Source organism: Curvibacter sp. EU05-FHT14A10, assembly GCF_058791075.1.
The window spans coordinates 49,576-73,071 of sequence record NZ_JBYTDE010000019.1 but is presented as its reverse complement, the minus strand read 5'-3'; the positions used below and the strand labels follow the sequence as shown (position 1 = coordinate 73,071).

13 protein-coding genes are annotated in these 23,496 nt (G+C 64.8%); 9 read left to right on the top strand and 4 right to left on the bottom strand.

Annotation, left to right across the window (positions count from 1 at the left end; all coding sequences use genetic code 11):
* The first annotated feature begins 3 nt into the window (after positions 1-3).
* From bcsB to AC3WUT_RS25970, 4 genes are all read left to right on the top strand, one after another.
* Entirely contained in the window at positions 4-2,382 is a 2,379-nt protein-coding gene (bcsB, locus tag AC3WUT_RS25985) for a cellulose biosynthesis cyclic di-GMP-binding regulatory protein BcsB (protein ID WP_492349959.1), read from the top strand.
* A gap of 89 nt (positions 2,383-2,471) precedes the next feature.
* The gene (gene bcsZ / locus AC3WUT_RS25980) at positions 2,472-3,686 is read left to right on the top strand and encodes a cellulose synthase complex periplasmic endoglucanase BcsZ (RefSeq protein ID WP_492349958.1); all 1,215 of its coding nucleotides are present in this window, start codon (positions 2,472-2,474) and stop codon (positions 3,684-3,686) included.
* Positions 3,662-5,155, top strand: a complete 1,494-nt coding sequence (locus AC3WUT_RS25975) for a tetratricopeptide repeat protein (protein ID WP_492349957.1) — start codon at positions 3,662-3,664, stop codon at positions 5,153-5,155. The genes bcsZ and AC3WUT_RS25975 overlap by 25 nt, the downstream gene beginning before the upstream one ends.
* Before the next feature lie 63 nt (positions 5,156-5,218).
* Entirely contained in the window at positions 5,219-8,218 is a 3,000-nt protein-coding gene (locus AC3WUT_RS25970; protein WP_492349956.1) for a cellulose synthase subunit BcsC-related outer membrane protein, read from the top strand.
* Positions 8,219-8,470: 252 nt separating this feature from the next.
* Here the strand turns inward: AC3WUT_RS25970 and AC3WUT_RS25965 are convergent, their stop codons facing one another.
* Complete coding sequence (locus AC3WUT_RS25965) at positions 8,471-10,090, bottom strand: hypothetical protein (protein WP_492349955.1); 1,620 nt, start codon at positions 10,088-10,090, stop codon at positions 8,471-8,473.
* Positions 10,091-10,987: 897 nt separating this feature from the next.
* Here AC3WUT_RS25965 and AC3WUT_RS25960 point away from each other — a divergent pair.
* Both AC3WUT_RS25960 and AC3WUT_RS25955 read left to right on the top strand, forming a co-directional pair.
* Positions 10,988-11,812 carry a hypothetical protein gene (locus AC3WUT_RS25960; protein WP_492349954.1) on the top strand — a complete coding sequence of 275 codons (825 nt, stop codon included), beginning with the start codon at positions 10,988-10,990 and terminating at the stop codon, positions 11,810-11,812.
* Positions 11,813-12,011: 199 nt separating this feature from the next.
* Entirely contained in the window at positions 12,012-12,845 is an 834-nt protein-coding gene (locus tag AC3WUT_RS25955; protein WP_492349953.1) for a hypothetical protein, read from the top strand.
* Between the two features lie 2,089 nt (positions 12,846-14,934).
* On the opposite strand, the gene ssb is transcribed toward AC3WUT_RS25955, so the two are convergent.
* Both ssb and AC3WUT_RS25945 read right to left on the bottom strand, forming a co-directional pair.
* Positions 14,935-15,492: a single-stranded DNA-binding protein gene (gene ssb, locus AC3WUT_RS25950; protein WP_492349952.1), complete on the bottom strand. Its 558-nt coding sequence runs from the start codon at positions 15,490-15,492 to the stop codon at positions 14,935-14,937.
* Positions 15,493-15,508: 16 nt separating this feature from the next.
* Positions 15,509-16,708, bottom strand: a complete 1,200-nt coding sequence (locus tag AC3WUT_RS25945) for an MFS transporter (protein WP_492349970.1) — start codon at positions 16,706-16,708, stop codon at positions 15,509-15,511.
* 160 nt (positions 16,709-16,868) lie between these two features.
* On the opposite strand from AC3WUT_RS25945, the gene uvrA reads away from it, so the two are divergent.
* A complete protein-coding gene (gene uvrA / locus AC3WUT_RS25940) occupies positions 16,869-19,814 on the top strand; it encodes an excinuclease ABC subunit UvrA (RefSeq protein WP_492349951.1) in 2,946 nt (981 codons plus the stop codon).
* Between the two features lie 45 nt (positions 19,815-19,859).
* Here uvrA and AC3WUT_RS25935 read toward each other — a convergent pair whose 3' ends face one another.
* Complete coding sequence (locus tag AC3WUT_RS25935; RefSeq protein ID WP_492349950.1) at positions 19,860-21,845, bottom strand: EAL domain-containing protein; 1,986 nt, start codon at positions 21,843-21,845, stop codon at positions 19,860-19,862.
* 256 nt (positions 21,846-22,101) lie between these two features.
* Here AC3WUT_RS25935 and AC3WUT_RS25930 point away from each other — a divergent pair, with 256 nt between their 5' ends.
* Positions 22,102-22,554, top strand: a complete 453-nt coding sequence (locus tag AC3WUT_RS25930) for an acyl-CoA thioesterase (RefSeq protein ID WP_027477279.1) — start codon at positions 22,102-22,104, stop codon at positions 22,552-22,554.
* Positions 22,551-23,492, top strand: a complete 942-nt coding sequence (locus AC3WUT_RS25925; RefSeq protein ID WP_492349949.1) for an EamA family transporter — start codon at positions 22,551-22,553, stop codon at positions 23,490-23,492. The genes AC3WUT_RS25930 and AC3WUT_RS25925 overlap by 4 nt, the downstream gene beginning before the upstream one ends.
* The last annotated feature ends 4 nt before the right edge of the window (positions 23,493-23,496 follow it).

Here is a 23,496-nt window from a genome sequence, read left to right as displayed (position 1 = left end):
ACCATGAAGAACTCCACCTCTCAAGCCCTCTCTCAGCGCGCCGCCCACCGCGTGCCCCTGCAGCCGGTCATCCTGGCGATTGCGCTGCTGCTGGCGGCGCCCGGTCTGCAGCCCGCCGAGGCGGCCACCAAGGCCCGCGCCGCTGCAGCTGCCCGCGAAGCAGGCGGTTCGGGCCGCATGATCACCGAGACCGCGGCCGAAGCAGGCGAGACCCCGGGCGCACGGGTGGCCAATGCGCGCACGGCGACCTTCTCGCTCAAGCAGCTTGGGGCCCTGTTCCCGCTGCAACTGCGCGGCATCCGCGGCAACAGCGGCGTGACCTTCAGCATCCGGGCCGACCAGGTGGTGACTGGCGCCAAGCTCAAGATCAATTACGCCTATTCGCCCTCCCTGATCCCGCAGCTCTCGCACATCAATGTGATGGTCAACGAGCAGGTGGCCGCCACGATTCCGGTGCCCACCGAGCAGGCAGGGCAGAACCTGCAACGCGAAGTCATCATCCCGCCGCGCCTGATCACCGAGTTCAACCGACTCAACCTCGAACTGATCGGCCACTACACCCGCGATTGCGAAGACCCGACCCATTCGAGCCTGTGGGCCAATGTGGGCAACGACAGCGTGCTGGAGCTGACGCTCACGCCGATCGCCCAGGCCAACGACCTGGCCTTGCTGCCCCAGCCTTTCTTTGACCGCCGCGACGCGCTGCCCCTGGCACTGCCCATGGTGTTTGCCGGCACGCCCGCAGCGTCCACCCTGGAGGCCGCCGGCGCGCTGTCGTCCTGGTTTGGCGCCCTGGCCGGTTACCGGGGGGCCCGCTTCCCGGCCATGCAGGACCAGATTCCGGCCCAGGGGAACGCCATTGTGTTCGCGGTCGGCAACCAGCAGATTCCGGGCGGCCTGAGCCTGCCGGCCCTGCAAGGTCCCACCGTGGCCATGGTGCCCAACCCCAACGACGCCACCGCCAAGCTGCTGCTGGTGATGGGGCGCGACGGCAAAGAGCTGAAGATCGCGGCCAACGCCGTGGCCGTGGGCTCGCCCGCCTTGTCGGGCCAGGTGGCCACCATCACCAGCCTGACCGAACTCAAGCCACGCAAGCCTTATGACGCGCCCAACTGGCTGGCCAGTGACCGTCCCGTCAAATTCGGCGAACTGGTCCAGGAGGAAAACCTCAACGTCTCGGGCTATTCACCTGACCTGATCCGCGTCAACTTCCATCTGCCCCCCGACCTGTTCAGCTGGCGCACCAAGGGCATTCCGGTCGACCTGAAGTACCGCTACACCCCTCGCCCGAACCTGGACAAGTCGACGCTGAACATCAACGTCAACCAGCAATTCCTGCGTTCTTTGCCCTTGCTGGCCATCAGCCACGAAACCCCGGGCGCCGTGGAGCGCGTGGTGGACAGCGTGCTGCCGGCGGGCGAGTTGATCCCGGCCCGCGAGCAGTTTCACATCCCGCTGTTCAAGCTGCCGGCCCAGACGCAGCTGCAGTTCCACTACTTCCACGACATGGTCAAACAAGGTTCGTGCAAGGATGTGGTGCTGGACAACGTGCGGGGCACGGTCGAGCCCGACTCGACGGTGGACATCTCGGGTTTCTCTCACTTCCTGGCCATGCCCGATCTGGCCGCCTTCAGCAACAGCGGCTTTCCGTTCACCCGCCTGGCCGACCTGTCCGAAACCGCCGTGGTGCTGCCTGAAAAGCCCACCACCAGCGACTACAGCAGCTACCTGAGCCTGCTCGGCGTGTTTGGCCGATCCACCGGCTACCCAGCCACCGCCGTCAGCGTGGTCGCGCCCAAGCAGATCGATGCCCTGGCCGGCAAGGATGTGGTCGTGATCGGCTCGGCCTCCAACCAGCCCCTGCTCACCCAGTGGGCGGATGCCAGCCCGGTCAACATCCAGACCGGCGCGCGCCGCTTCAAGATCTCAGATTTTGCCTACCGGGTCTTCAGCTGGTGGGATCCGAGCCAGCGCGACGGCGCCAAGCCCGGACGCAACCAGGTGGCCTTCAACAGCAACAGCAATGACGGCGTGATCGCCGGCTTCGAGTCGCCTGTCAGCGCTGGCCGCAGTGTGGTGCAGTTGTCCAGCAACAACCCCGAAGGCATGACCCAGATCGTCGACGCCCTGCTCGACGCCGATCTGGTCAAAGAGATCCAGGGCAGCACCTCGGTGATCCGTGGCAAGCAGGTGGACAGCCTGGTGGCCGAGCAAAGCTACTACGTCGGCCACCTGGACCCCTTGACCTGGATACAGTGGTTCCTCGCCGGCAACCCTTTGCTGCTGCTGGGCCTGGGCATTCTGGCCGCCCTGCTGATTGCGGTGCTGCTGTTCCTGTCGCTGCGGGCCCGTGCACGTGCCCGCCTCAAGAATCAGGGATGATCCTCAGGTCCATGCAGAACCTGCCCCGCGCCACGCCATCGAGCCCCACCCGAAAGCGCCCCACGCCTTCGGGTGCGGGGCTCCGACGAATGTTCCTGACCCAAGTCCTGGCGCCACTGACCGTGGCGCCTTTGGTCTTGCTGGGGGGCCATGCCATGGCCGCCCAGGCGAAGCCAGGGCAAAACCAGGCCCCCGCGGCCAGCTGCCGGGCCAGCACCGAGTGGCCGCTGTGGGACAGCTTCAATGAACGCTTCGCCCAGGAGGACGGACGCATCGTCGACTTCAATGTCGCCCAGATGCACTCCACCTCGGAAGGCCAGTCCTATGCCATGTTCTTCGCGCTGGTGGCCAACCAGCCCGAACGTTTCGAGCGCCTATGGCGCTGGACCGTGGCCAATCTGGCCGGCGGCAACATCGCCGCCCGCCTGCCGGCCTGGCAGTGGGGCCAGCGCAAGGACGGCACCTGGGGCATCATCGACAACAACCCGGCATCGGACGCCGACCTCTGGCTGGCCTACGCCCTGCTTGAGGCGGCTCGCGTGTGGAAGAAACCTGGCTACGAAGCCGACGCCCGCACACTGCTGGCACGGGTGATCCAGGACGAACTCATCGACCTGCCCGGCTTCGGCAAGATGGTGCTGCCTGGCCCGGTCGGCTTCAGTTTCCCCGACCAGAAGCTGTGGCGCTTCAACCCCAGCTACCTGCCGCTGCCGCTGCTGCGGCGCTTTGCCCAATTCGACCCCAAGGGCCCCTGGAGCACGCTGGCCGGCAACACCGTGCGCCTGATCAGCGACACCGCCCCGCGGGGCTATTCGCCCGACTGGGTGGCCTGGCGGCTGGCCGACAACGGCCGCGGCAACTTTGTGGCCGACCCGCAATCGGGTGACGTGGGCAGCTATGACGCCATCCGCACCTACCTGTGGGCGGGCATGACGGCGCCCGCCGACCCGGCCGCCACCCCGCTGCGCCGGGCCTTGGGCGGCATGGCCCAGGCCATCGAGCAGGCCGAGTTTCCACCCGAAAAGGTGCAGACCAGCACCGGTGCCGTGCAGGGCATGGGCCCCATCGGATTTGCGGCGGCCCTGCTGCCCTACCTGCAGACAGACGGCCGCAACGCTGCCTTGCTGCTGCAACAGAAGCGGGTACAGGCCCGTCTGTTTGACCCGGCCGCCCGCCCGCCCTATTACGATCACGTGCTCGGTTTGTTCGGCACAGGCTGGATCGAGAAACGCTATCAATTCCTGCCCACGGGCAGACTGCAATTACGCTGGGAGAAGGCATGTTCAACCGCCACCAAACGCTAGCCATGAGCCTGCTGGCCGCACTGAGTGTGCCGGCCGTATTCGCCCAGGAACCCGCTGTCAAGGCCCTGCTGGAGCAGGGCAAGTACTGGCAAGCGCGCGAGAACACCGAGCGCGCGGCCGAAGCCTGGCAGAAACTGCTCAAGATCAACCCCAGCCAGCCTGAAGCCCTGGGCGGCATGGCCGTGGTCGAAGCCAGCAACAAGCGCTTTGATGAGGCGGCCAAATACATCGCCCAACTCAAGAAAGCGGCCCCCAACTACCCTGGCCTGGCCAACATTGAGCAGTCGATCAACGTGATGCGCAACGGGCCGCAACTGCAAACGGCGCGCGACCTGGCCAAGGCCGGCAAGCCCGCCGAAGCGGTCAATACCTACCAAAACGCCCTGGGTGGCCAAGCCCCTCGCGGCCCGCTGGCCCTGGAGTACTACCAGACCCTGGGCGGCACCGCCCAAGGTTGGGAGTCGGCGCGCAAGGGCCTGGAGCAACTGGCCCAGGAACAGCCCGACGATGCCCGCATCGCGCTGGCACTGGCCCAGCACCTGACCTACCGCGACGCCACCCGACGCGAAGGCATTGTCCATCTGGCACGGCTGGCCAGCCACCCCGATGTCGGCAGCGCCGCCATCGAAAGCTGGCGCAAGGCCCTGGCCTGGACCGGCAGCCGCAGCGCCGACATTCCGCTTTACCAGCAGTTCCTGCGCGCCTTCCCGGGCGACGCCGCCGTGCAAGCCCGACTGAACGAGATCGAGCGCCAGCAAAAGCAGGCACGCAGCCCCGAAGGCCCGGGCGCCGATCCGCTGCGCAAGCGCACCCAGGAGGCCTTCCGCGCGCTGGACGATGGCGACCTGGAAGCCGCCGAGGCAGGTTTCCGCAGCGTGCTGGAAGCCCGTCCCACCGACGGCGACGCCCTGGGCGGCTTCGGTGTGCTGCGTCTGCGCCAGGAAAACTTCTCGCAGGCGCGCGACTACCTGGAACGCGCCACCCGCCAGGGCCAGGCCGGCCGCTGGAAGAGCGCGCTCGACAGCGCCACCTACTGGACGCTGGTCGCGCAGTCCACCACAGCCCGTGAAAACGGCAACCTCGACGCTGCTCGTCAATACCTGCAGCAAGCCGTGCGTCTGGACCCCAAGGAGACCACCGCCGAAAACGACCTGGCCGATGTGCTGGTCGAGCAAGGCCAGTACGACGCCGCCGAGGCCACCTACCGTCGCGTGCTGGCCCGCCAGGCCGACAATCCCGACGCCGTTCGCGGCTTGGTCGGCGTGCTGGCCCAGAACAACAAGGCCGACGAAGCCCTGCGCATCGTCGAGCGCATGAGCCCCACCCAGCAAGAAAAGGTCGGCGCCCTGGGCCGGCTGCGTGCCACCCAGGCTTTGGGTCAGGCCAAGGCGGCGGCCGCGCGTGGCGACGACACCGGTGCCCGCGTGGCCCTGGAAAACGCCTTGCTGAATGACCCGGCCAACGCCTAGGTTCGCCTGGACCTGGCCCGGCTGTACATCAAGCTGGGTGCCAAGGCCGAAGCCCGCGGGATCATGGACGGTCTGCTGATCTCCAACCCCAACATGCCCGAGGCGCTGTACGCCCATGCCCTGCTGTCGGCCGAGACCCAGGACTGGGCCGGTTCCCTGGCCACACTGGAGCGCGTGCCTGAAGCCAACCGCACCCGTGACATCGCCGCCCTGTACAAGCGCGTGTGGGTGCATGTGCAGGCCGACGGCGCCTCGGCCCTGGCCCTGCAAGGGCGTCAGGCCGAAGCCCTGGCCAAGCTGGCTCAGGTCGAGCCTTTCACAGGTCAAGACCCTGAATTGCTGGGCGCTGTAGCACTGGCCTACACCGACGCTGGCGACGCCAACCGCGCCATGGCCACCATCCGCCAGTTGCTGGCGCGCTCGGCCCGTCCCGAACCCGGGCTGCGCCTGCAGTACGCGGCCATCCTGCTCAAGACCAAGCAAGACGTGGAGCTGGCAGGCATCCTGCGCCAGCTGCAAGGCACCCCCATGACGCTGCAGCAGCGCGCCGCCTTCGACGAATTGCGTGTGGGCTACACCTTGCGCCAGGCCGAGGCCCTGCGCGAGGCGGGTGATCTGGCCGCGGCCTATGACACCCTGGCCCCGGTGCTGGCCGAACGGCCGAACGACCCGCTGGTGATGGGCGCGCTGGCCCGCATGTACGCCGCCAACAACGACTACGTGCAGGCCATCACCCTGTACAACCGCCTGCTCGAAAAAGACCCCAACAACCTGCAGCTGTTGCTGCCTGCGGCGTCGCTGGCCATCTCCGCCAAGGAATACGCCTACGCCGACTCGGCGATCCAGATCGCCTTGGTACGAGCCCCCAACAATCCCGAGGTGCTGACCGCCGCGGCCCGTCTGTACCGGGCCCAGGGCAAGACCAGCAAGGCCACCGAATACTTCACCGCCGCCGTGGCGGCCGAGAACCAGCAGCGCAATGCCCAACTGGCCGCCAGCGGTGCGCTGGTGCAGGCCCGCTCGACCAACCCGTTTGCCAACCGCAACAACCAACCCCAACGCCAGCCCTTTGCGCCACTGACTCCGGGGGCCATGCCCACGGCCGTGCCGGTGGGCACCTCGTATGGCCCCAGTTCGATGGCCCCGGTGGCGGAACCCCTGCGCTTTGCCCCCGTGGCCGCGCTGGGGACGCCCCCGGCTGTTGTGGCCTCACCGCGCTCGGCCACCCTGATCCCCGAACCCGCAGGCGCTGCACGCAACGCGATCGGCACAGGCTCGGCCTACAGCCTGTCGACCTACCCGGCCACTGGCGCGGGCATGCCCCCCCTGCAGGTCGCCCAGGCTGCCGAGGTGCCCAACCCCAACAACTACCAGACCCAGACCTACCGGCCGGCCCCGCTCGGCACCGTGGTGCCCTCCGGCACCAGCGTGAACGAACGTGCGCAGCCCGCCAGCGCGGCCGTCACCCCGCGCAGCACGGCCAATAACGCAGACGCAACCCCGGCTGCCGCCAGCCGAAGCCGCAGCACGGGCAGTACCGGCAATGCCAACAGCCGCCAGGTCGCCGACCGGGTTGCCCCCCCGCAAGGCAGTTCGGCCTTGATCAGCCCGGCCGAGGCCGCCGCGGCCAGCACCCTACGCAGCCAGCCTGTGCCCGCCAGCGCACCCGTGGCGCCGATCTACGCCGCCCAACCCATTCCGGATCCTGCGGCCATTTACAGCGGCAGCGTGCCGCCAGCGCCCAGCAATGCGACGGCCTGGGCCCCAGCCTCGACCAGCAACGCCTTCGCAGCACCCAGCCAGCAGATCGCCCAGACCAGCCGCCTGAGTGCCGCCAACAACGGCCGACCGCGCAGTGCTGCGCTGGACGAACTCAATGACATCCGGCAAGACCGCATCCCCGTGGTGTCGCTGGGCTTGGTCGCCCGAGTGCGCCAGGGTGAATCCGGCCTGAGCCAACTGACCGACATTGAAGCCCCGCTGCAACTCAAGTTCGATGCAGGTGACGGCAAGATGACCCTGGGCATCACCCCCACCTCGCTGAATGCGGGCACCCCCGATCTCGACTACGGCACCTTGAGCCGCTTCGGCGGTGGTCCGGTCAGTTCGCTGGCCCTGCCCGATCGATCCGCCGGTGGCCAAAGCGCCTCCGGGGTGGGTCTGAGCGTGGGTTACGAGTCGACCAACCTCAAGATGGACGTGGGCACCACACCGCTGGGCTTCAACAAATCGGATGTGACCGGGGGCGTCAAGTACCGCATCCCGCTCAATGACGAGTTGACCCTGGTGGTGGATGGCTCGCGCCGCCCGGTGACCGACAGCCTGCTGTCCTTCGCCGGCACCAAAGACCCACGCAGCGGCGACAACTGGGGGGGCGTGTCGTCCACCGGCGGTCGCCTCGACCTGAACTGGGAAAGCGGTGACTTCGGCCTGTACACCTATGGCTCGCTGTATGGCTTGACCGGCACCAACGTGGCGACCAACACCCGGGTGGAAGGTGGCGGTGGCCTTTACTGGCGACTGGACCGCAGCGCCAATTCGTCGCTGACCACCGGCCTGAATGTGACCGCGCTGAGCTACGACAAGAACCTGCGTTACTTCACGTACGGTCATGGTGGCTACTTCAGCCCACAACGCTTTCTGTCGCTCAGCGTGCCGCTGGAATGGGCACAGCGCAGCAACCGCTTCTCCTACCAGCTCAAGGGGTCCCTGGGCGTTCAGACCTTCCGCGAGGAAGCCGCCGCCTACTATCCGACCAGCTCGTCACGCCAGTCCGCGGCAGTGCAGGCGGCCAACGATGCCTTTGCCTTCGGCACAGCAGGCTCCACGGCCAATGGCGCCGTGTACCCGGGCCAGACCAAGACCGGCCTGGGCTACAACCTGGGCGCGGCCATGGAGTTCCAGATGCACCCGCAGTTGTTTGTGGGCGGCCAGTTGGCGTTGGACAACGCCCGCGACTACCGGCAATTCATCGGGGGCATTTACCTTCGCTACGCGCTGCAACCGTATTCCGGCCTGCAGGCCCTCCCCGTGAACACGGTGAAATCCCCTTACGGCAACTGAGCGGCAACTGGGCGCACAAGTCACGCGAAGCCGATTCAATCCAGCCCGCACCCCATCCAGGGTGCGGGCTTTTTTCATGCTGTCTTTGACGGCGCCATGCCCGGGCCTTGCCGCCCCTTGGCGGCACATGACCCCACGCCCTACCCACTTAGCCAACGGGCACCGCCCTGGTCACCGCATGGCTCACCCGGCGCAACACGCGCCGGGCAAGAAAAAAGGCCCCGAAGGGCCTTTTCAGGGGGGGCGATCCGATCAGGACTTCGAACCGATGAAGACCAGATTGGCCCGGGTGGCCGCACCGCTGTAGCCCGCTGCGCCGATGCGCAGGCCCACCACGTTGTTGGCGCCATCGAACACAGCAGAGGCCGCGCCCGACTGCACCGGCAGACCCGCCAGGGCACAGGTGCCGGCAAAGGTCAGGGTATCGACCCGGTACAGGTTCAGCGTGGTGTTGGTGCTGCTGTAGGCCGAGATGTTGCCGGTCAGCGTGCAGCCCGTGGTGGTGGTGCCGGTGATGACGCTCTTGGTGCCATCCGTGGTGTCGGCAGCGATCTTGAGGGTCAGGCCAGTGCCACCAAAACCGATGGTCGAGCTGGTGTAAGTGCCATACAGCGCCGACACCGTGGGCAGGATCGGCGAGGTGTACAGATTGGTGGTGTCGGGCACCATGCTGAAGGCCGTCTGGGCACTCGAAGCCGTCGGGTCGGTGTACGTGCCCGTGAGGCTGCTCTGGGTACGCACATCACCGCTGATGAGAATGCCGGCCGTGTACTGGGTCGAGGCCAGGTTCTGGTTGGCAAAGTACACCCCATCGGTCGAACTCAGGATGCTGGTGCCGGTGGCCACAACCAGATTGCCGTACAGCGCGTCGTACCCGCCCCCCACTCGCTTGTAGAAGAAGTAGGAGTTGTCCGGCAAGACCATGGCATACACATCGCCAGAACTGGTGCTGGTGGAGCTCTTCCAGAAGCCCGCTGCCACCTGCTGGGTGGTCGCCGGGGTGGAGGTGCTGCCCGCCACCAGCACACCATCGAGCACATACGTGTTCAAGGTGGTGGTACTGCTGCGCGTGAACATCCAGATGCCGGTCTTGTTGCCCAGCGTGTCGTACTTCAGGAAGGCGACACCGGATTGGGTGGTGCCCGTGGCTGCGCAGGTGGTGATGCCGCCCGACAGATTGAGCACCACGTTGTAGATCGCGGGCGATGTGGTGCTGTTGGCCGCCACCGTCTGGGGCGTGGCAGTGCCGGCCACGGTACAACCCGACACCGTGCCGGCAAGGTTGCCCACCGCGTCCGCCGTCAGCACCCAGCTGCCGCCAAACAGAGCACCACCGGTGTACTTGCCCTGCAGCTTGGCATAGGTGGCGCCATAGTTGTTCAGGGTGCTGTACGTCATCTTCAGCGAAGTGACCGCCCCGGTGGCCGCTGCCGTGTTCGCCGGATTGCTGTAATTGCCGCTGAAGGTGTCGGTGCGCGCCGCGCCCGTGCTGGTGCTGGCCGTGCCGGCCAGGCTCAGCCCGGTGGCGAACTTGCCATCCTGCACCGAGAAATACGTGACATTGGTGGCCGCCACCGAGGCCACATCGACCCGCAGCAGGCCATAGATGCTGTCGTAGCCGGAAGTACCGGCAGCGCCCTTGGCCAGGTAGAAATCGCCGCCCTTGCCATCACTGCCGCCACTGACGTAGCCCACCACATTGCGCTGGGCTGATCCGGTGCCCGTGGTGCCGGTCCAGATGCCATCCATGTATTGCTGCGTGCCCGTGACTGCCCCCACGTTGGAAGTATCCCCGGTGCTGCCGCCGCCGCAACCCGCCAGGGCCAGCAGGCCAAGGGCAGGAACCCAATGTTTTAGCTTCAGTAACTTCAATTGCGTGATCCTCGTGACAGCCGCAGCCCCCGACCTTGGCGCAGACACAGGCCGCCCCAAAGCAAACTTACGCGATGTTACAGGCTTTGGCCTTGTGCACCCGCGCGCGGTGGCCGGCTGAGACAACATTGTCACAAAAGCCCCCTCATAAAGAGCACCGTGCAGCGGTCGAACCACCGTCGCAACGGCGGCTGTCGCACCCGGGCTCATGCGAACAGCGCCAGCCATGCACCGAAGCGACGAGGACGGCTCTTGAATCTGGGTTGCCCGACATCCGCACGAAGGCGTCCATGGAACAGAGGTTGCGCATCCCCAGCCACGCGAGCCCCAAGACACGTTTCCAGCCTTGCTCGGACAAGCGTACGCCAAGACGCCGATTGCAAGCCTACGCCAAGGGATTTCGCCCAAAGTCAAATTCGATGGCCCCCTCGGCCCGAGGGCATCTTCAAGGCATCGATGGAATGAGAGTGGCACGAACTATCAGACAGGCAATATCGGCATTCAGGGCGCAGCCAATTCCACCAGGGCAAATGAGCAAGCTCACACGCCTGTGTCAGCTGACTCGATGAGACGGCCCCGCCCCACGAAAGGCCATCGGAGAGCGGTGCCGTGACACCTCGCCGGAAATGGCCTCATGCCATCCCATTCCCCTGTGTCATGCAGCCTTTGGGGAGCGACGCTCCATCCGGCTTGGAAAACGCGTTCATTTACTGCAGCCTGCTTTTCAAAGATCATTTGACAAGCCTTATTTTTACTTATAAATTATATAAACAAGCACGGTCTAAAGTCGTAAATATGCAATTTAAATCATTTTAATAATGCTTATTTAATACTTTTGATAGAAATATCGACGTGCTTGAGGGTTGTAAACAATAAATACCATGAGTTGGAGTTCCTATGCACGTCTTTGCCAAGACACCAACGCGCCATCATCCATTCACCCGGAAGGAGACCGAGGCCAGTAGCTGGAAGGGCGGCCGCGCCAAGGACCATTCCAAGCCATTTTTTGCCGATTCGGATTTCCACTGGCCCTCGTTCGAAGCCCCCTTGAAGCCGGGGTTCCGAAGTGCCATCCAATCCATCAACACCGCGTGGCGTTGGTTCAGAGCCCACCTGCGGATCCAGCCGCCCCCCAACGCCACAGCTTTCGTGGCCCCAGGGACCTCGTGGCTCGAACAACCGGGGCGGGTGCACGCACCTGAAGAGGTCGTCATCACGGCCCCACAGCCCAGTCAGGTACGACAGAGCAGCAAGACTCAAACCCCTGTTGCCGCCTGTGAACCGGCCCTGGATGCCTGGGTTTTGCTGGATACCAACGGCGAATGCACCCGCATCAACGACAGTTTCAGCACTCTTTTCGACTTGCACATCCAGGACCTGATGCACCTGCCTCCGGCAGAAATCCTCGCGGCCATCCAATTGAATTGCCAGCCGCTCAAGCCGTTTCCACAGTTCGGGTACCTGTTCGAGAAGATGCTGAATTCGTCTTTGAATACGCCCAACTACCATTGCATCATCGAGATCGACTGGCCCCGCAAGACGCTGGTTCAACTGTCACGCATGAACATCCGTTCGGAGTCCATCTCCGGGATCTTGTTTTTCCGCGACGTCACACAGGCCGTCATGGCGTCGGAAAAGCAAAAGAGAAGCCACATCAAGACCGACCAGGATTTGCGCCAGTATTTCAATGAGGTCTACGGTCTGGACGCCGCCGAGACCTGAGCACAACAGCATGCACCCCTGAAGTTCCGGCAGAGCTTCACGGAGGATTCAGAGCAAAGGAGAGGAAAATGAAAAATACAAACTCGACACCATCGGGCCATTCAAGGCTCAACCGCCCTCCACACAGGAGCAGGCGGTCGACAGCAGAACACCGCCAGCCCGATCCACGGCACCTGACACGGTCACCGACGGCCGGGCGATGACGCGCCACCTCGAATGGGCAAGAGAACACGGAGCCCAGTTCTGGCGTGCCGGGCTTGAACACCTCTGCATCTGTGCCGTCATCTTCATGCTGGCCTGCTTGCTTGACTACACCGTGGCCCACCTGTCATCAGGGCACGGCGACGCCGAACGGATGCTGAGCACGCTGAATCGGGGCATCGGCTTCATCCTCGTGATCGTTTTCTCGAAAAGTGGTGCACTGGCCATCGGCCTTGCGCAGGTCTATATGGAACCAGGCACGCACGAGGCCCTTCCCCTCATGAGTCAGCAACTGGCCCAGGCCCTGCTTGCGGTGACGCCGTTGCTGTGCCGGCTTGTGTCATTCAAACTACTCGAAATCGACCCGAACCTGATCCGCCTGAGCATCGGAAAATTCTCCAGTCTGGTCTTTTTTTATTCTTTGTTTCAATCGCTTCTATTGAGTATCACAAATAACATTGTCGGCGGGCCATTGTCCTACGGCGATTACTTTCGCAATGACCTGACAATCAACCTGATCGGAATAGGGCTGGCCGTCATTCAGCTTCGATTTCTGATATCCGCGCTCCGAATCGCACCTTTAAGATCAATTATTGAAGTAATAACCCAGCCTCTCAAAATAGGTCATCGACTTTTCAGACGGGACAATCAATTTCGAGCGGGTGTCACCTTCGATGGATTGGGCAACGACCAGATCGTTTTCCCGAAGCTTGGCCAGGCGCTTGTGCAGCGTGGCAGGCGAACCCAGTTCGCTCAGGCCGATGACTTGGCTGATCGTCAGGGGCTTGCCCTCGAACCAGCACAAAGTGATTGTCTCCAGAAGGGCCAATGAATTGACGTCCAGATGATTCGACAGTGTTTCAGACTGGATCACCCGTGCCACTTGAAGAAAACGGAAATACGCGGCAGACAGCGGTTTTTTGGGATTCTCATCCATACCAGTTGATGATTTGGTCGATGTGAACTCCGAGGACTGCCCGGTTTGGCTTATTAATACAGGCATCAGTGGATCATCACAGTTCGAGGGGTATATGGATTCCATGATTGGAGGGCTTTATGTATGACGCAGAACTGTCAAGAGCCAGCTTTTTCACGGTGTGCAGCGAATGCGGAACACAGCTGAACAAACAAGCGCAGCGGCGCTGGATGGCTTGCATTCCGACGGCATGCCATTTCGGGTGTTCGTACTGTTCGTCCGCCTATCTCGAAGTTCTTGGCGTCCTCATCCGACTGCCTACTTAGGGCTTCGCAGGCCCGAAGCGCTGGAACGCCTGGGATCTGAACGTCATCGTCAGCCAGCACACCGACAAGGGCCCACCAGGACGACCGAGCGGCTCCACCGGCCCTGGGCTCACATGGCAGGCGCTTCATCCTGAAGGCGCAGGCAGCGCCAGCATTCGTGCGGTGGCTCATAGTGGATCCGATGGTGAGGCTCTGGGTGACAGTCGCGGTTTGTTCAGGGTAAGGGGCATTTTCGGGCCTTGCCAAGGGATCGACATTCCACTCAGACCCTTTGGACGACCGATGGTGTTCGCAAACTGACTCGAATTCTAGAAACGCAGGCGGACGCCGTCATGAGGCTAGGGATAAATGAGGTATCAATCTTTTCATATACGGTAATAGTTCACTGATTGGAGGGGGTGCCCACCTGGGAGCATGCCCGGCGCTGTCGCTGAAGACACCCAGCGTCGCAGGTCACCCTCAAGCCTCGGACAGGAAATACCCTCATAGGAAAGAGGCCGTGCCGCACGAAGCCCGTTCGCCAAGCCTCTCTTGCGTGCGCAGGGCCGAGACCCAGGACCCTCATCACGGGGACCGGAACGCCAGACCGCACCAGACTCCGACGGTCACCATTGGTCGACCCCGCCGGCCCATTCACCGAGATCCCGTCATTGACCGTCAAATCAGTCATGGATTCCAGCGGCAATCACCGCATCCTGTGGCACCTGGCCGTCAGCCGAGTCAGTCGATTGAGAGAAGGGGTCCACCGAGCAGGGTCCACCCCCTCACACCTGGCCAGAAAACGCTCGCCTGCGGTCGAAGACAGCGGACTTTGGGCGCCCAGTGTCACTGCCACCAGCGAGATCACTTACAGAATGTAACAATTTGATTCCATCCTTGTCAAGAAGACCACTTACGGGCGATTCAGGCTCAGATTTTATACCTTTCGATCTTAAATCAAATTTTTTTCACATATTTATCAAATAAAGGCACCTCATCATTGCGAAAAATCAAACACCAAAAGCAAAGATTTTCCAATCCAGCCAGGAGCGAGCCAAGCCAATCACAAACAGAAACAGGGGTTTCATTGCGGTGTCGTATATGCACGCCCGGCTGGACGTAGGCCCGACGCTTGAAGACCCTTGCCCAGGGATCCGACGAGAGGGGCGTCGGGCCCAGCACACGCATTCAAGGGCCAGTCCATGCCCCTGGAGCAGCGCGGGCTCTTGTGCCAGAGAGGGGACACAGGCAGGTGGCCTGCCCAACAGATCGTCGGACAAGAAGATCCGCGACGAACTTGGCCAAGTGGCTTGAGCGCTTCGAACGCGCTGATCGACACCGGACCCGCGTAAGGGCTTTGTACCCCCAGCGACCAGGTCGCCACCTCCTCGAAGGTCGGGGCCCGAGCATCGTGCATGGAAGCTGGAGGCACCTGCATCGCCTGACAGTTTGGCAAGCACAAGGCGCCAAAGACCTCATGCCGATGCCGCGCCTCAGGACAGGGAGATCCACACCAGCCTCAGGCCCCCAACAAGCGGGGTTGCCAAACTCGCTCACGTTCAGCCCTGCACCGCAGCACGTCTGCGCTCAGACGCGTCAGTACCAAGCCCAAGGCCATGCGCCAGGGCAGCTCATCTGGCCCGACTTGGCGGAAATCTGACCGTGCCGGGCACGGCAGCAAACGACGTTTGAAAGGGGGATCAGAACGGAATGTCGTCGTCCATGTCGTCAAACCCCGACGACGGACGACTGGCCATGGGCGCGGGAGCCGGGGCCGGACGCGGGGCCGGGGCGCGCGCGGCAGGAGCGGCTGCAGGGGCGCGGCGCGGCGCGCTTTCGTATCCGCCGCCTTGACCACCGCCCTGACCACCACCGTAGCCACCGCCATAACCACCTTCATCACCACCACCACCGCCCATGCCCTGGCGGCTGCCCAGCATCTGCATCTGGTCAGCCCGGATTTCGGTGCTGTATTTTTCGACGCCGGCCTGGTCGGTCCACTTGCGGGTGCGCAGCGAGCCTTCCACATAGACCTGCGAACCCTTGCGCAGGTATTGGCCTGCGATTTCAGCCAGGCGGCCGTTGAACACCACGCGGTGCCACTCCGTGGCTTCCTTCATCTCGCCAGACTGCTTGTCTTTCCAGCGGTCGGTGGTGGCGATGGTGACGTTGGCCACCTGGTCGCCGCTGGGGAAGGTGCGGATCTCGGGGTCGCGCCCCAGGTTACCGACGATGATGACTTTATTGACAGATGCCATGGCTCAATTCTCCGATTCAGGGCGAGATTATGGCGTCTGTGGGCGTGGCGACACGTCCTGGCGTGCTCATGGGCCAGGCCACCAGCAACCAAACGGCACAGGCCAGAGAGCTGACCAGGAACAAGCCATGCCCCCCCACCGAGCGGGCCAGCAGCCCCCCCATGGCGCCGCCGGCAAACAAGCCCAGGGATTGCAGGGTGTTGTAGATGCCCAGTGCCGTGCCGCGCAGACGCGCGGGCGCCAGGCGCGAGGCCAAACTGGGCTGGCTGGCCTCCAGCACGTTGAAGCCGCAGAAGAAAATGAACAGCAGACCGCCCAGGGTGAGCAGGCCGGGCTGGTGATCCACCACCGCCCACAGGCCCAGTTGCACCAGACCGATCAGCACGATGGCGGCCAGAAACACCGGGCGCAGATGCCCCCGACGCTCCAACGGAAACAAAGTGCCGCCCATGACCACAAACGACGCCAGCACCGCCGGCAGGTACACCTGCCAGTGCAGGCTTTTCTCCAGGCCGGCCTGCACCAGCATCGAGGGCACGGCCACCCACATGGCCAGTTGCACCGCGTGCAACACGAACACGCCGAAGTCGAGCCGCAGCAGCGAACCCAGGGCCAATACCTCGCGCAGGCTGCCACGCGGCGCATCGGCCGGCAAGGGCGGCGCGGTGGGGACGCGCCACAGCACCACGGCCACGCCGCTCAGGGCCAGCACGGCAATCAGCACGAACAGGCCCGACAGCCCCAACCAAGCCGTCAGCACCGGCGCCAGCACCAGCGAGAGCGCAAACATCAGCCCGATGCTGGCACCGATCAAGGCCATGGCCTTGGTGCGCACCTCGTCCCGGGTCTGGTCGGCCAGCAAGGCGGTGACCGCTGCCGAAATGGCCCCGGCGCCCTGCAAGGCACGCCCCAGCACCAGGCCATGCAAGGTCTCGGCGCCAGCCGACACCAAAGCACCCAGCGCAAACAACAGCAGGCCGACCACGATCACGGGCTTGCGCCCGAAGCGGTCGGAGGCGATGCCGAAAGGAATCTGCAACACCCCCTGGGTGAGCCCGTAGATGCCCATGGCCAGGCCCACCAGGGCCGGGTCATCGCCCCCCGGGTACTTGCGCGCCTCCAGGGCGAACACGGGCAACACCAGGAACAGGCCGAGCATGCGCAGGGCAAAGATGAACGCCAGCGACTGGGTGGAGCGGCGCTCCAGCGCTGTCATAGCGGTTGATACAGTCATGAGGTGTGAAAAGGGGGAGAGAAGCGAATGCGCGTGGCATTCACGCACAAAACCCATATTGTCGGCGAAGCCCACCCAGCCGGCCTGTGCCAAACGGTGACGTGATGTCTATCATGGTGGGTTTTTCCCAGCCCGGACCACCGTGAACCCCATTGCCCCCGACAGCGCATCTACCGACGGCCCCTACCTGGCCAGCCTCGTCAACGAGCAGCGGCAGCAGCGCATCAGCGTTCGCGGGGCGCGCACCCACAATCTGAAGAACATCGACCTCGACATCCCGCGCAACCAGCTGGTGGTGATCACCGGGCTGTCGGGCTCGGGCAAGTCCAGCCTGGCCTTCGACACCCTGTATGCCGAGGGGCAGCGCCGCTATGTGGAAAGCCTGTCGGCCTATGCACGGCAGTTTCTGCAGCTGATGGACAAGCCCGACGTGGACGTGATCGAGGGCCTGTCGCCCGCCATCTCGATCGAGCAGAAGGCCACCTCGCACAACCCGCGCTCCACCGTGGGCACGGTGACCGAGATCCACGACTACCTGCGCCTGCTGTTTGCCCGTGCCGGCACACCGCACTGCCCCACCCATGGCCTGCCGCTGCAGGCCCAGACCGTGAGCCAGATGGTGGACGCCGTGCTGGCCCTGCCCGAAGAGACCAAGGTGATGATCCTGGCCCCGGTCGCACGCGAGCGCAAGGGCGAGTTTGTCGAGCTGTTTGCCAGCATGCAGGCCCAGGGCTATGTGCGCTTTCGGGTGGATGGCGTGGCACACGAGTTCGACCAACTGCCCGCGCTCAAGAAGAACGAGAAGCACGACATCGACGTGGTGATCGACCGGCTGAAGGTGCGTCCCGACATGCAACAACGCCTGGCCGAGAGCTTCGAAGCCGCGCTGCGCCTGGCCGATGGCCGTGCCATTGCCCTCGAAATGGACGCCGACCCGGCCGCACTGCGCCCGGCCGAGCACCTGTTCAACGCCCGCTTTGCCTGCCCGGTGTGCAGCTACTCGCTCAGCGAGCTGGAGCCGCGACTGTTCTCGTTCAACTCGCCGGTGGGCGCCTGCCCGGCCTGCGATGGCCTGGGCGCCACCGATGTGTTCGACCCGCAGCGCGTGGTGGGCTTCCCGACCCTGAGCCTGGCCAGCGGCGCCATCAAGGGCTGGGACCGGCGCAATGCGCACTACTTCTCGCTGCTCGAAAGCCTGGCCGAACACTATGGCTTCGACATCGAGAGCCCTTTCGAGACCCTGCCCGAGGCCACCCGGCAGGCCATTCTGTACGGCTCAGGCACGGACGAGATCCGCTTCAGCTACGAGCTTGAAGGCGCGGCCGGCAAGGCCCCGCGCAAGGTGGCCAAGAAGCACCCTTTCGAGGGCATCATCCCCAACCTGCAGCGGCGCTTTCGCGAAACCGACTCGCCCGTGGTGCGCGAAGAACTGGCCCGCCTGCGCAGCACCCAGCCCTGCCCCGACTGTGGCGGCGCCCGGCTGCGCACCGAAGCTCGCCATGTGCGCCTGGGCGAGGGGCCCGAGGCCCGTGCCATCTTCCAGGTCAGCCACCTGACGCTGCGCGAATGCCATGAGTATTTCCAGCAGCTGCACCTGCACGGCGCCAAGGCTGAGATCGCCGACAAGGTGGTGCGCGAGATCAGCTCGCGGCTGAAGTTTCTCAACGACGTGGGCCTGAGCTACCTGAGCCTGGACCGCAGCGCCGAAACCCTGTCCGGCGGCGAGGCCCAGCGCATCCGTCTGGCCAGCCAGATCGGCTCGGGCCTGACGGGCGTGATGTATGTGCTGGATGAGCCCAGCATCGGCCTGCACCAGCGAGACAACGACCGCCTGATCAGCACCCTGCAGCGCCTGCGCGACATCGGCAACAGCGTGCTGGTGGTCGAGCACGACGAGGACATGATGCGCGCCGCCAACCATGTGATCGACATGGGCCCAGGCGCCGGCGTGCACGGAGGGCGTGTGATGGCCCAGGGCACGTTTGACGACATCCGCGCCAACCCGCAGTCGCTCACCGGCCAGTACCTCAGCGGGGCGCGCCGCATCGAGGTGCCCACCCAGCGCCATGTGCAAAAAGACCCGGCCCAGGTGATCCGCATCACCGGCGCACGCGGCAACAACCTGAAAAACGTGACGGTCGAGTTCCCGGTGGGTTTGATGACCTGCGTGACGGGCGTCTCGGGCTCTGGCAAGTCAACCCTGGTCAACGAAACCCTGTACACGGCGGCCGCCCACCAGATCCACCGCGCCCACGACGAACCCGCCGAGCACGACACCATCGAGGGGCTGGAACAGTTCGACAAGGTGATCAACGTCGACCAGTCGCCGATCGGCCGCACCCCCCGCAGCAACCCGGCCACGTACACCGGCCTGTTCACCCCCATCCGCGAGCTGATGGCCGAGGTGCCCACTGCGCGTGAGCGCGGCTACGGCCCGGGTCGCTTCAGCTTCAACGTGGCCGGCGGGCGCTGCGAAGCCTGTCAGGGCGACGGCGTGGTGAAGGTCGAGATGCACTTCCTGCCCGATGTCTACGTGCCCTGCGATGTGTGCCAGGGTCAGCGCTACAACCGAGAAACCCTGGAGGTTCAATACAAGGGCCGCAACATCGCCCAGGTGCTGGACATGACGGTCGAGACGGCGCACGAGTTCTTCAAGGCGGTGCCCGCCATCGCACGCAAGCTGCAGACCCTGCTGGAGGTGGGCCTGTCGTACATCAAGCTGGGGCAGTCGGCCACCACGCTGTCGGGCGGCGAGGCCCAGCGCATCAAGCTGGCGCTGGAGCTGTCCAAGCGTGATACCGGGCGCACCCTGTACATCCTGGACGAGCCCACCACCGGGCTGCACTTTGCCGACATCGATCTGCTGCTCAAGGTGATCCACCAGCTGCGTGACGCGGGCAACACCATCGTCGTGATCGAGCACAACCTGGACGTGATCAAGACCGCAGACTGGCTGATCGACATGGGCCCCGAAGGCGGTGCCGGGGGGGGCACCGTGGTGGGCGTGGGCACGCCCGAAGCCCTGGCCGCGCTGCCGGCCAGCCACACCGGGCGCTACCTGGCGCGGCTGCTGGCACCCGGCGCCTGAGGCCGGCAGCCGATCCAGGATTCAATCCAACGCTCGATCCGTCGCTCAGACCGGCAACACCAGCCTGGGCCGGCGGCAATAGGCCACAAACTCCTCGGGCGGCAAGGCGCGCGCGAACAGATAGCCCTGCCCCACGTCCACACCCAGATCACGCACCTGGGTGGCCACGGCGGTCGTCTCCACCCCCTCGGCCACCACCACCGCCCCGCAGCGGTGGGCCAGCTCGACGATGTGCTCCACCACCACCAACGACTTCAGCTCGCTCAGCGAGGTCACCAGGCTGCGATCGATCTTGACCTCGGAAAACGAAAAGCGGGTCAGCAGCAGCAGATTGGAATAGCCGGTGCCAAAATCGTCGATCGACAAGGGCACCCCCAGGGCGGTCAACAAGGCCAGATTGGCCTGCACCCGCGGGTCGTCCACCAGGTCAGACCACTCCACCAGCTCCAGGCGCAACAGGCCGGGCAGCACCTGGCACTGGACCAGCAAGGCCTGCACCCGCTGCGCAAACCCAGACAGGCACAAGGACTCGGCCGACACATTGACCGCCATCGACACGCCGGGCAGGCGGCTCGCCTGTTGTTGCAACAGGTGCACGGTGGCCGCCAAGGTGGCCCATTCGACCTCGGCCAGCCGGCCATCACGGCGCGCCACCGCAATCACCCGCATCGGCGAAACGGCCCGGCCTGCAGCATCGCTCAGCCGCAGCAAGGCCTCGGCCCCCTCCACCTGCCCGGTGGCCAGATGCAGCTTGGGCTGCAACCAGATCGGCACCGTGCCCGGGTCCGCCCACCGGTTCATCTGACTTTCAATGAAAGCATCCAGGGCCTGGTCCTGCTGCATCAAACCGTTGAAATACGCCACCCCGCGCGGCAGCGAATTCAAGGCCAGGGTGATCTCGCGATAAGGCAGGTGGGGCGTCGGGGTGTCGTTCACCGGCCCCAGGTCCACCACCGCACACCGGACCGCCGCCCGGTAACCCGGCCAGGCCTGGCTGATGCCTGCCTCGCAGCGGCGCAAGGCGGGCTCCAGCTCACCGCGGTCCTCCAGATCTGACAGGGCCACGCCCTCCAGAAACAGCGCCAGCGAGAAGTCACTGTATTGAAATGGCGTGGGCCGATAGGCCCGCAAGGCCACCAGCACCTCACGCAGCAAGGCCCCCCCCTGCTCCAGCCCGCCGCTTTGCCACAGCCGCCAGGCCCGCTCCTGACCATGGCGGGACAGAAAATCGCTCAGGTTGCCCAGCTCCAACACCACCAGGCAGGCCGCACGGGGGTCGTCACGGTGCCAATGCGCCTGCACGCGTTCACTCAGGGCGCGCCGGTTGGGCAGGCCGCTGACCGGGTCGTGCCGCAGCAGCGCGTGCTCACGGGCCTGCTGCGCATCGATTTGGGCATCGGTGGCCAGCAGCAGCAAGGTGCAGTAGATGACCAGCAACGAGATGGGCATCATGGTGGCTCGGGCCTGCAACAGCTGCGTCAGGGTCTCCCAGGGCGTGTCGGACAACACCGTCCCCAACCAGGCCCCCACGGCGGTCGACAGCAGGCGCCCGACCCACACCCCCAGCACCGTGCTGGCATGCAGGGTCGGCAAGGCCCGCGGATCAATCAGCAGGCGCAGCATCCAGCCACTCATCACATGAACCAAGCCATCGGCCACGGCAGCCCCCAGGTGCAGGATGCCGCCGTACTGCCAGCGGGCCAGTTCCACCAGGGCAAAGCTCAGCAAGCCGCCGCGCCAGCCACCCAGGTAGGCCCCCAGGTACAGGAAATCGATCACCAGGGTGGGGCGCACCTCGCCCTCGCCGTAATTGGCCACCAGCGCACCAATCACATAGCCCGCGCCCCCCACGGCCAAACCAAGGGCCAGGCTGCGCTGGCGTATCGGCAACCCGTGACGCCGGCAAACCAGCAGCACGGCGGCCAGCAGACCCACCAGAGCAGCCCCCTGCAGACACAACAACGGGATGTCGGGTGGCAACAGGTGCTCGAAGTCGGTCAGCGGTGGCAGTTCACTCAGGGCAATGGCCATGCGGGCTCCAGGTCAGATCAACAAAGACCGCACGCTTGTCCAAAGTGCCAACAGCGAGACAGCGCACACGCAGCCCTCAAAATCAAGACCAACGGCCTTCTTCAAAGGAACGCCGGATGATTCTTGACGGCACCCCTGGCTTTTCACATCGCTAACCGACCAGCGGGTCTGGCTGTGGTGCGCCTCACCACAAGCGCCCAGCAAGACAACCGCCGGTCGGGAATAATGCGACTTTCTGTCGACTTACTACCCCACCATGCATTCCATCGTCCTGCGCTTTCTCGCCGAACCCAGCACCGTCAATTTCGGCGGCAAGGTGCACGGAGGCACCGTGATGAAATGGATCGACGAGGCCGGCTATGCCTGCGCCACGAGTTGGTCCAAGCGCTACTGCGTGACGGTCTTCGTGGGCGGCATCCGCTTCCACCGTCCGATCATGATCGGCGACCTGGTCGAGGTCGAAGCCCGCCTGGCCTACACCGGCACCACCAGCATGAACATCTCGGTCGAGGTGCGCAGCGGTGACATGAAAAGCGGCCAGATGGCCAAGACCACCGAATGCCTGATCGTGTTCGTGGCCCTCGACTCGCATGGCCACACCATCCCGGTGGACACCTTCTCGCCCGAAACCCCGGGCGACATCGCCCTGGCGCAACGGGCCAAGGCCCACATCGAGGCCGCCAAGGCCAACCCTCAGGCCCCGCATTGACGGCAGCACCCGCCCCGCCCACCGCCCCTGGCCTAAGCCGCACCGACCTGCTCGCCGCACTGTGCGTGGTGGTGGTGTGGGGGCTCAACTTCGTGGCCATGAAGGTGGGGCTGCGAGATTTCACGCCCTTCCAGCTTGGGGCGGCGCGCTACCTCGTGGCCGCCTTTCCGCTGGTGCTGCTGGTGCGCCGCCCGCGTGTGGCCTGGCGCTGGCTGCTGCTCTATGGTCTGACCCAGGGCGTGGGCCAGTTCGGTTTTCTGTTCTGTGCCATGCAGGTCGGCATGAGCGCGGGCCTGGCCTCGGTGCTGCTGCAGACCCAGGTCTTCATCACCGCCGTGCTGGGCTTTGTGCTGCTGGGCGAGCGCGCCGGGCGGGCGCTGCAAATCGGCTTGTTGCTGGCCTGTGCCGGTCTGCTGTGCTTTGCGCTCAACTACCTGGCACCGGGCGCCGCTGCCGGGGCCACCACCTTCTGGGGCTTTGTGCTCAACCTGTGTGCCGCCGCCATGTGGGCCAGTTCCAACATCGTGATCCGCAAGGCGCGCGAGCACAGCCCCGACATGGAGCCGCTGGGCTTTGTGGTGTGGAGTTGCCTGGTGCCGGTGCTGCCTTTTGCCGCCTTGTCCTGGTGGCAGGATCCGCCCGAGCTGCGCTGGCACTGGCTGCAGGCCCCGCTGCTGGCCTGGGCGGCCGTGGCCTACCTGGCCTGGATGGCCAGCGTGCTGGGCTATGCGCTGTGGACGCGCTTGCTGCAACGCCACCCGGCGAACCGCGTCGCCCCCTTCAGCCTGGGCGTGCCGGTGGTAGGGCTGAGCGCCGGCATGCTGCTGCTGGGAGAGGGCATCACGCCCTGGCAATGGGGGGGCATCTCCCTGGTGGTGCTGGCCTTGGCCTGTGTGCTGGGCGGCGATCGTCTGCTGCAGCACCGCCGCTTGCGCTGATTCA

Bases quoted from the DNA above. Each gene is read 5' to 3' on its own strand.
- AC3WUT_RS25930 (WP_027477279.1), top strand. From the start codon at position 22,102: ATGCATTCCATCGTCCTGCGCTTTCTCGCCGAACCCAGCACCGTCAAT.
- AC3WUT_RS25970 (WP_492349956.1), top strand. From the start codon at position 5,219: ATGGACGGTCTGCTGATCTCCAACCCCAACATGCCCGAGGCGCTGTAC.
- AC3WUT_RS25975 (WP_492349957.1), top strand. From the start codon at position 3,662: ATGTTCAACCGCCACCAAACGCTAGCCATGAGCCTGCTGGCCGCACTG.
- AC3WUT_RS25935 (WP_492349950.1), bottom strand. From the start codon at position 21,845: ATGGCCATTGCCCTGAGTGAACTGCCACCGCTGACCGACTTCGAGCAC.
- ssb (WP_492349952.1), bottom strand. From the start codon at position 15,492: ATGGCATCTGTCAATAAAGTCATCATCGTCGGTAACCTGGGGCGCGAC.
- AC3WUT_RS25960 (WP_492349954.1), top strand. From the start codon at position 10,988: ATGCACGTCTTTGCCAAGACACCAACGCGCCATCATCCATTCACCCGG.
- bcsB (WP_492349959.1), top strand. From the start codon at position 4: ATGAAGAACTCCACCTCTCAAGCCCTCTCTCAGCGCGCCGCCCACCGC.
- AC3WUT_RS25945 (WP_492349970.1), bottom strand. From the start codon at position 16,708: ATGACAGCGCTGGAGCGCCGCTCCACCCAGTCGCTGGCGTTCATCTTT.
- bcsZ (WP_492349958.1), top strand. From the start codon at position 2,472: ATGTTCCTGACCCAAGTCCTGGCGCCACTGACCGTGGCGCCTTTGGTC.
- AC3WUT_RS25955 (WP_492349953.1), top strand. From the start codon at position 12,012: ATGACGCGCCACCTCGAATGGGCAAGAGAACACGGAGCCCAGTTCTGG.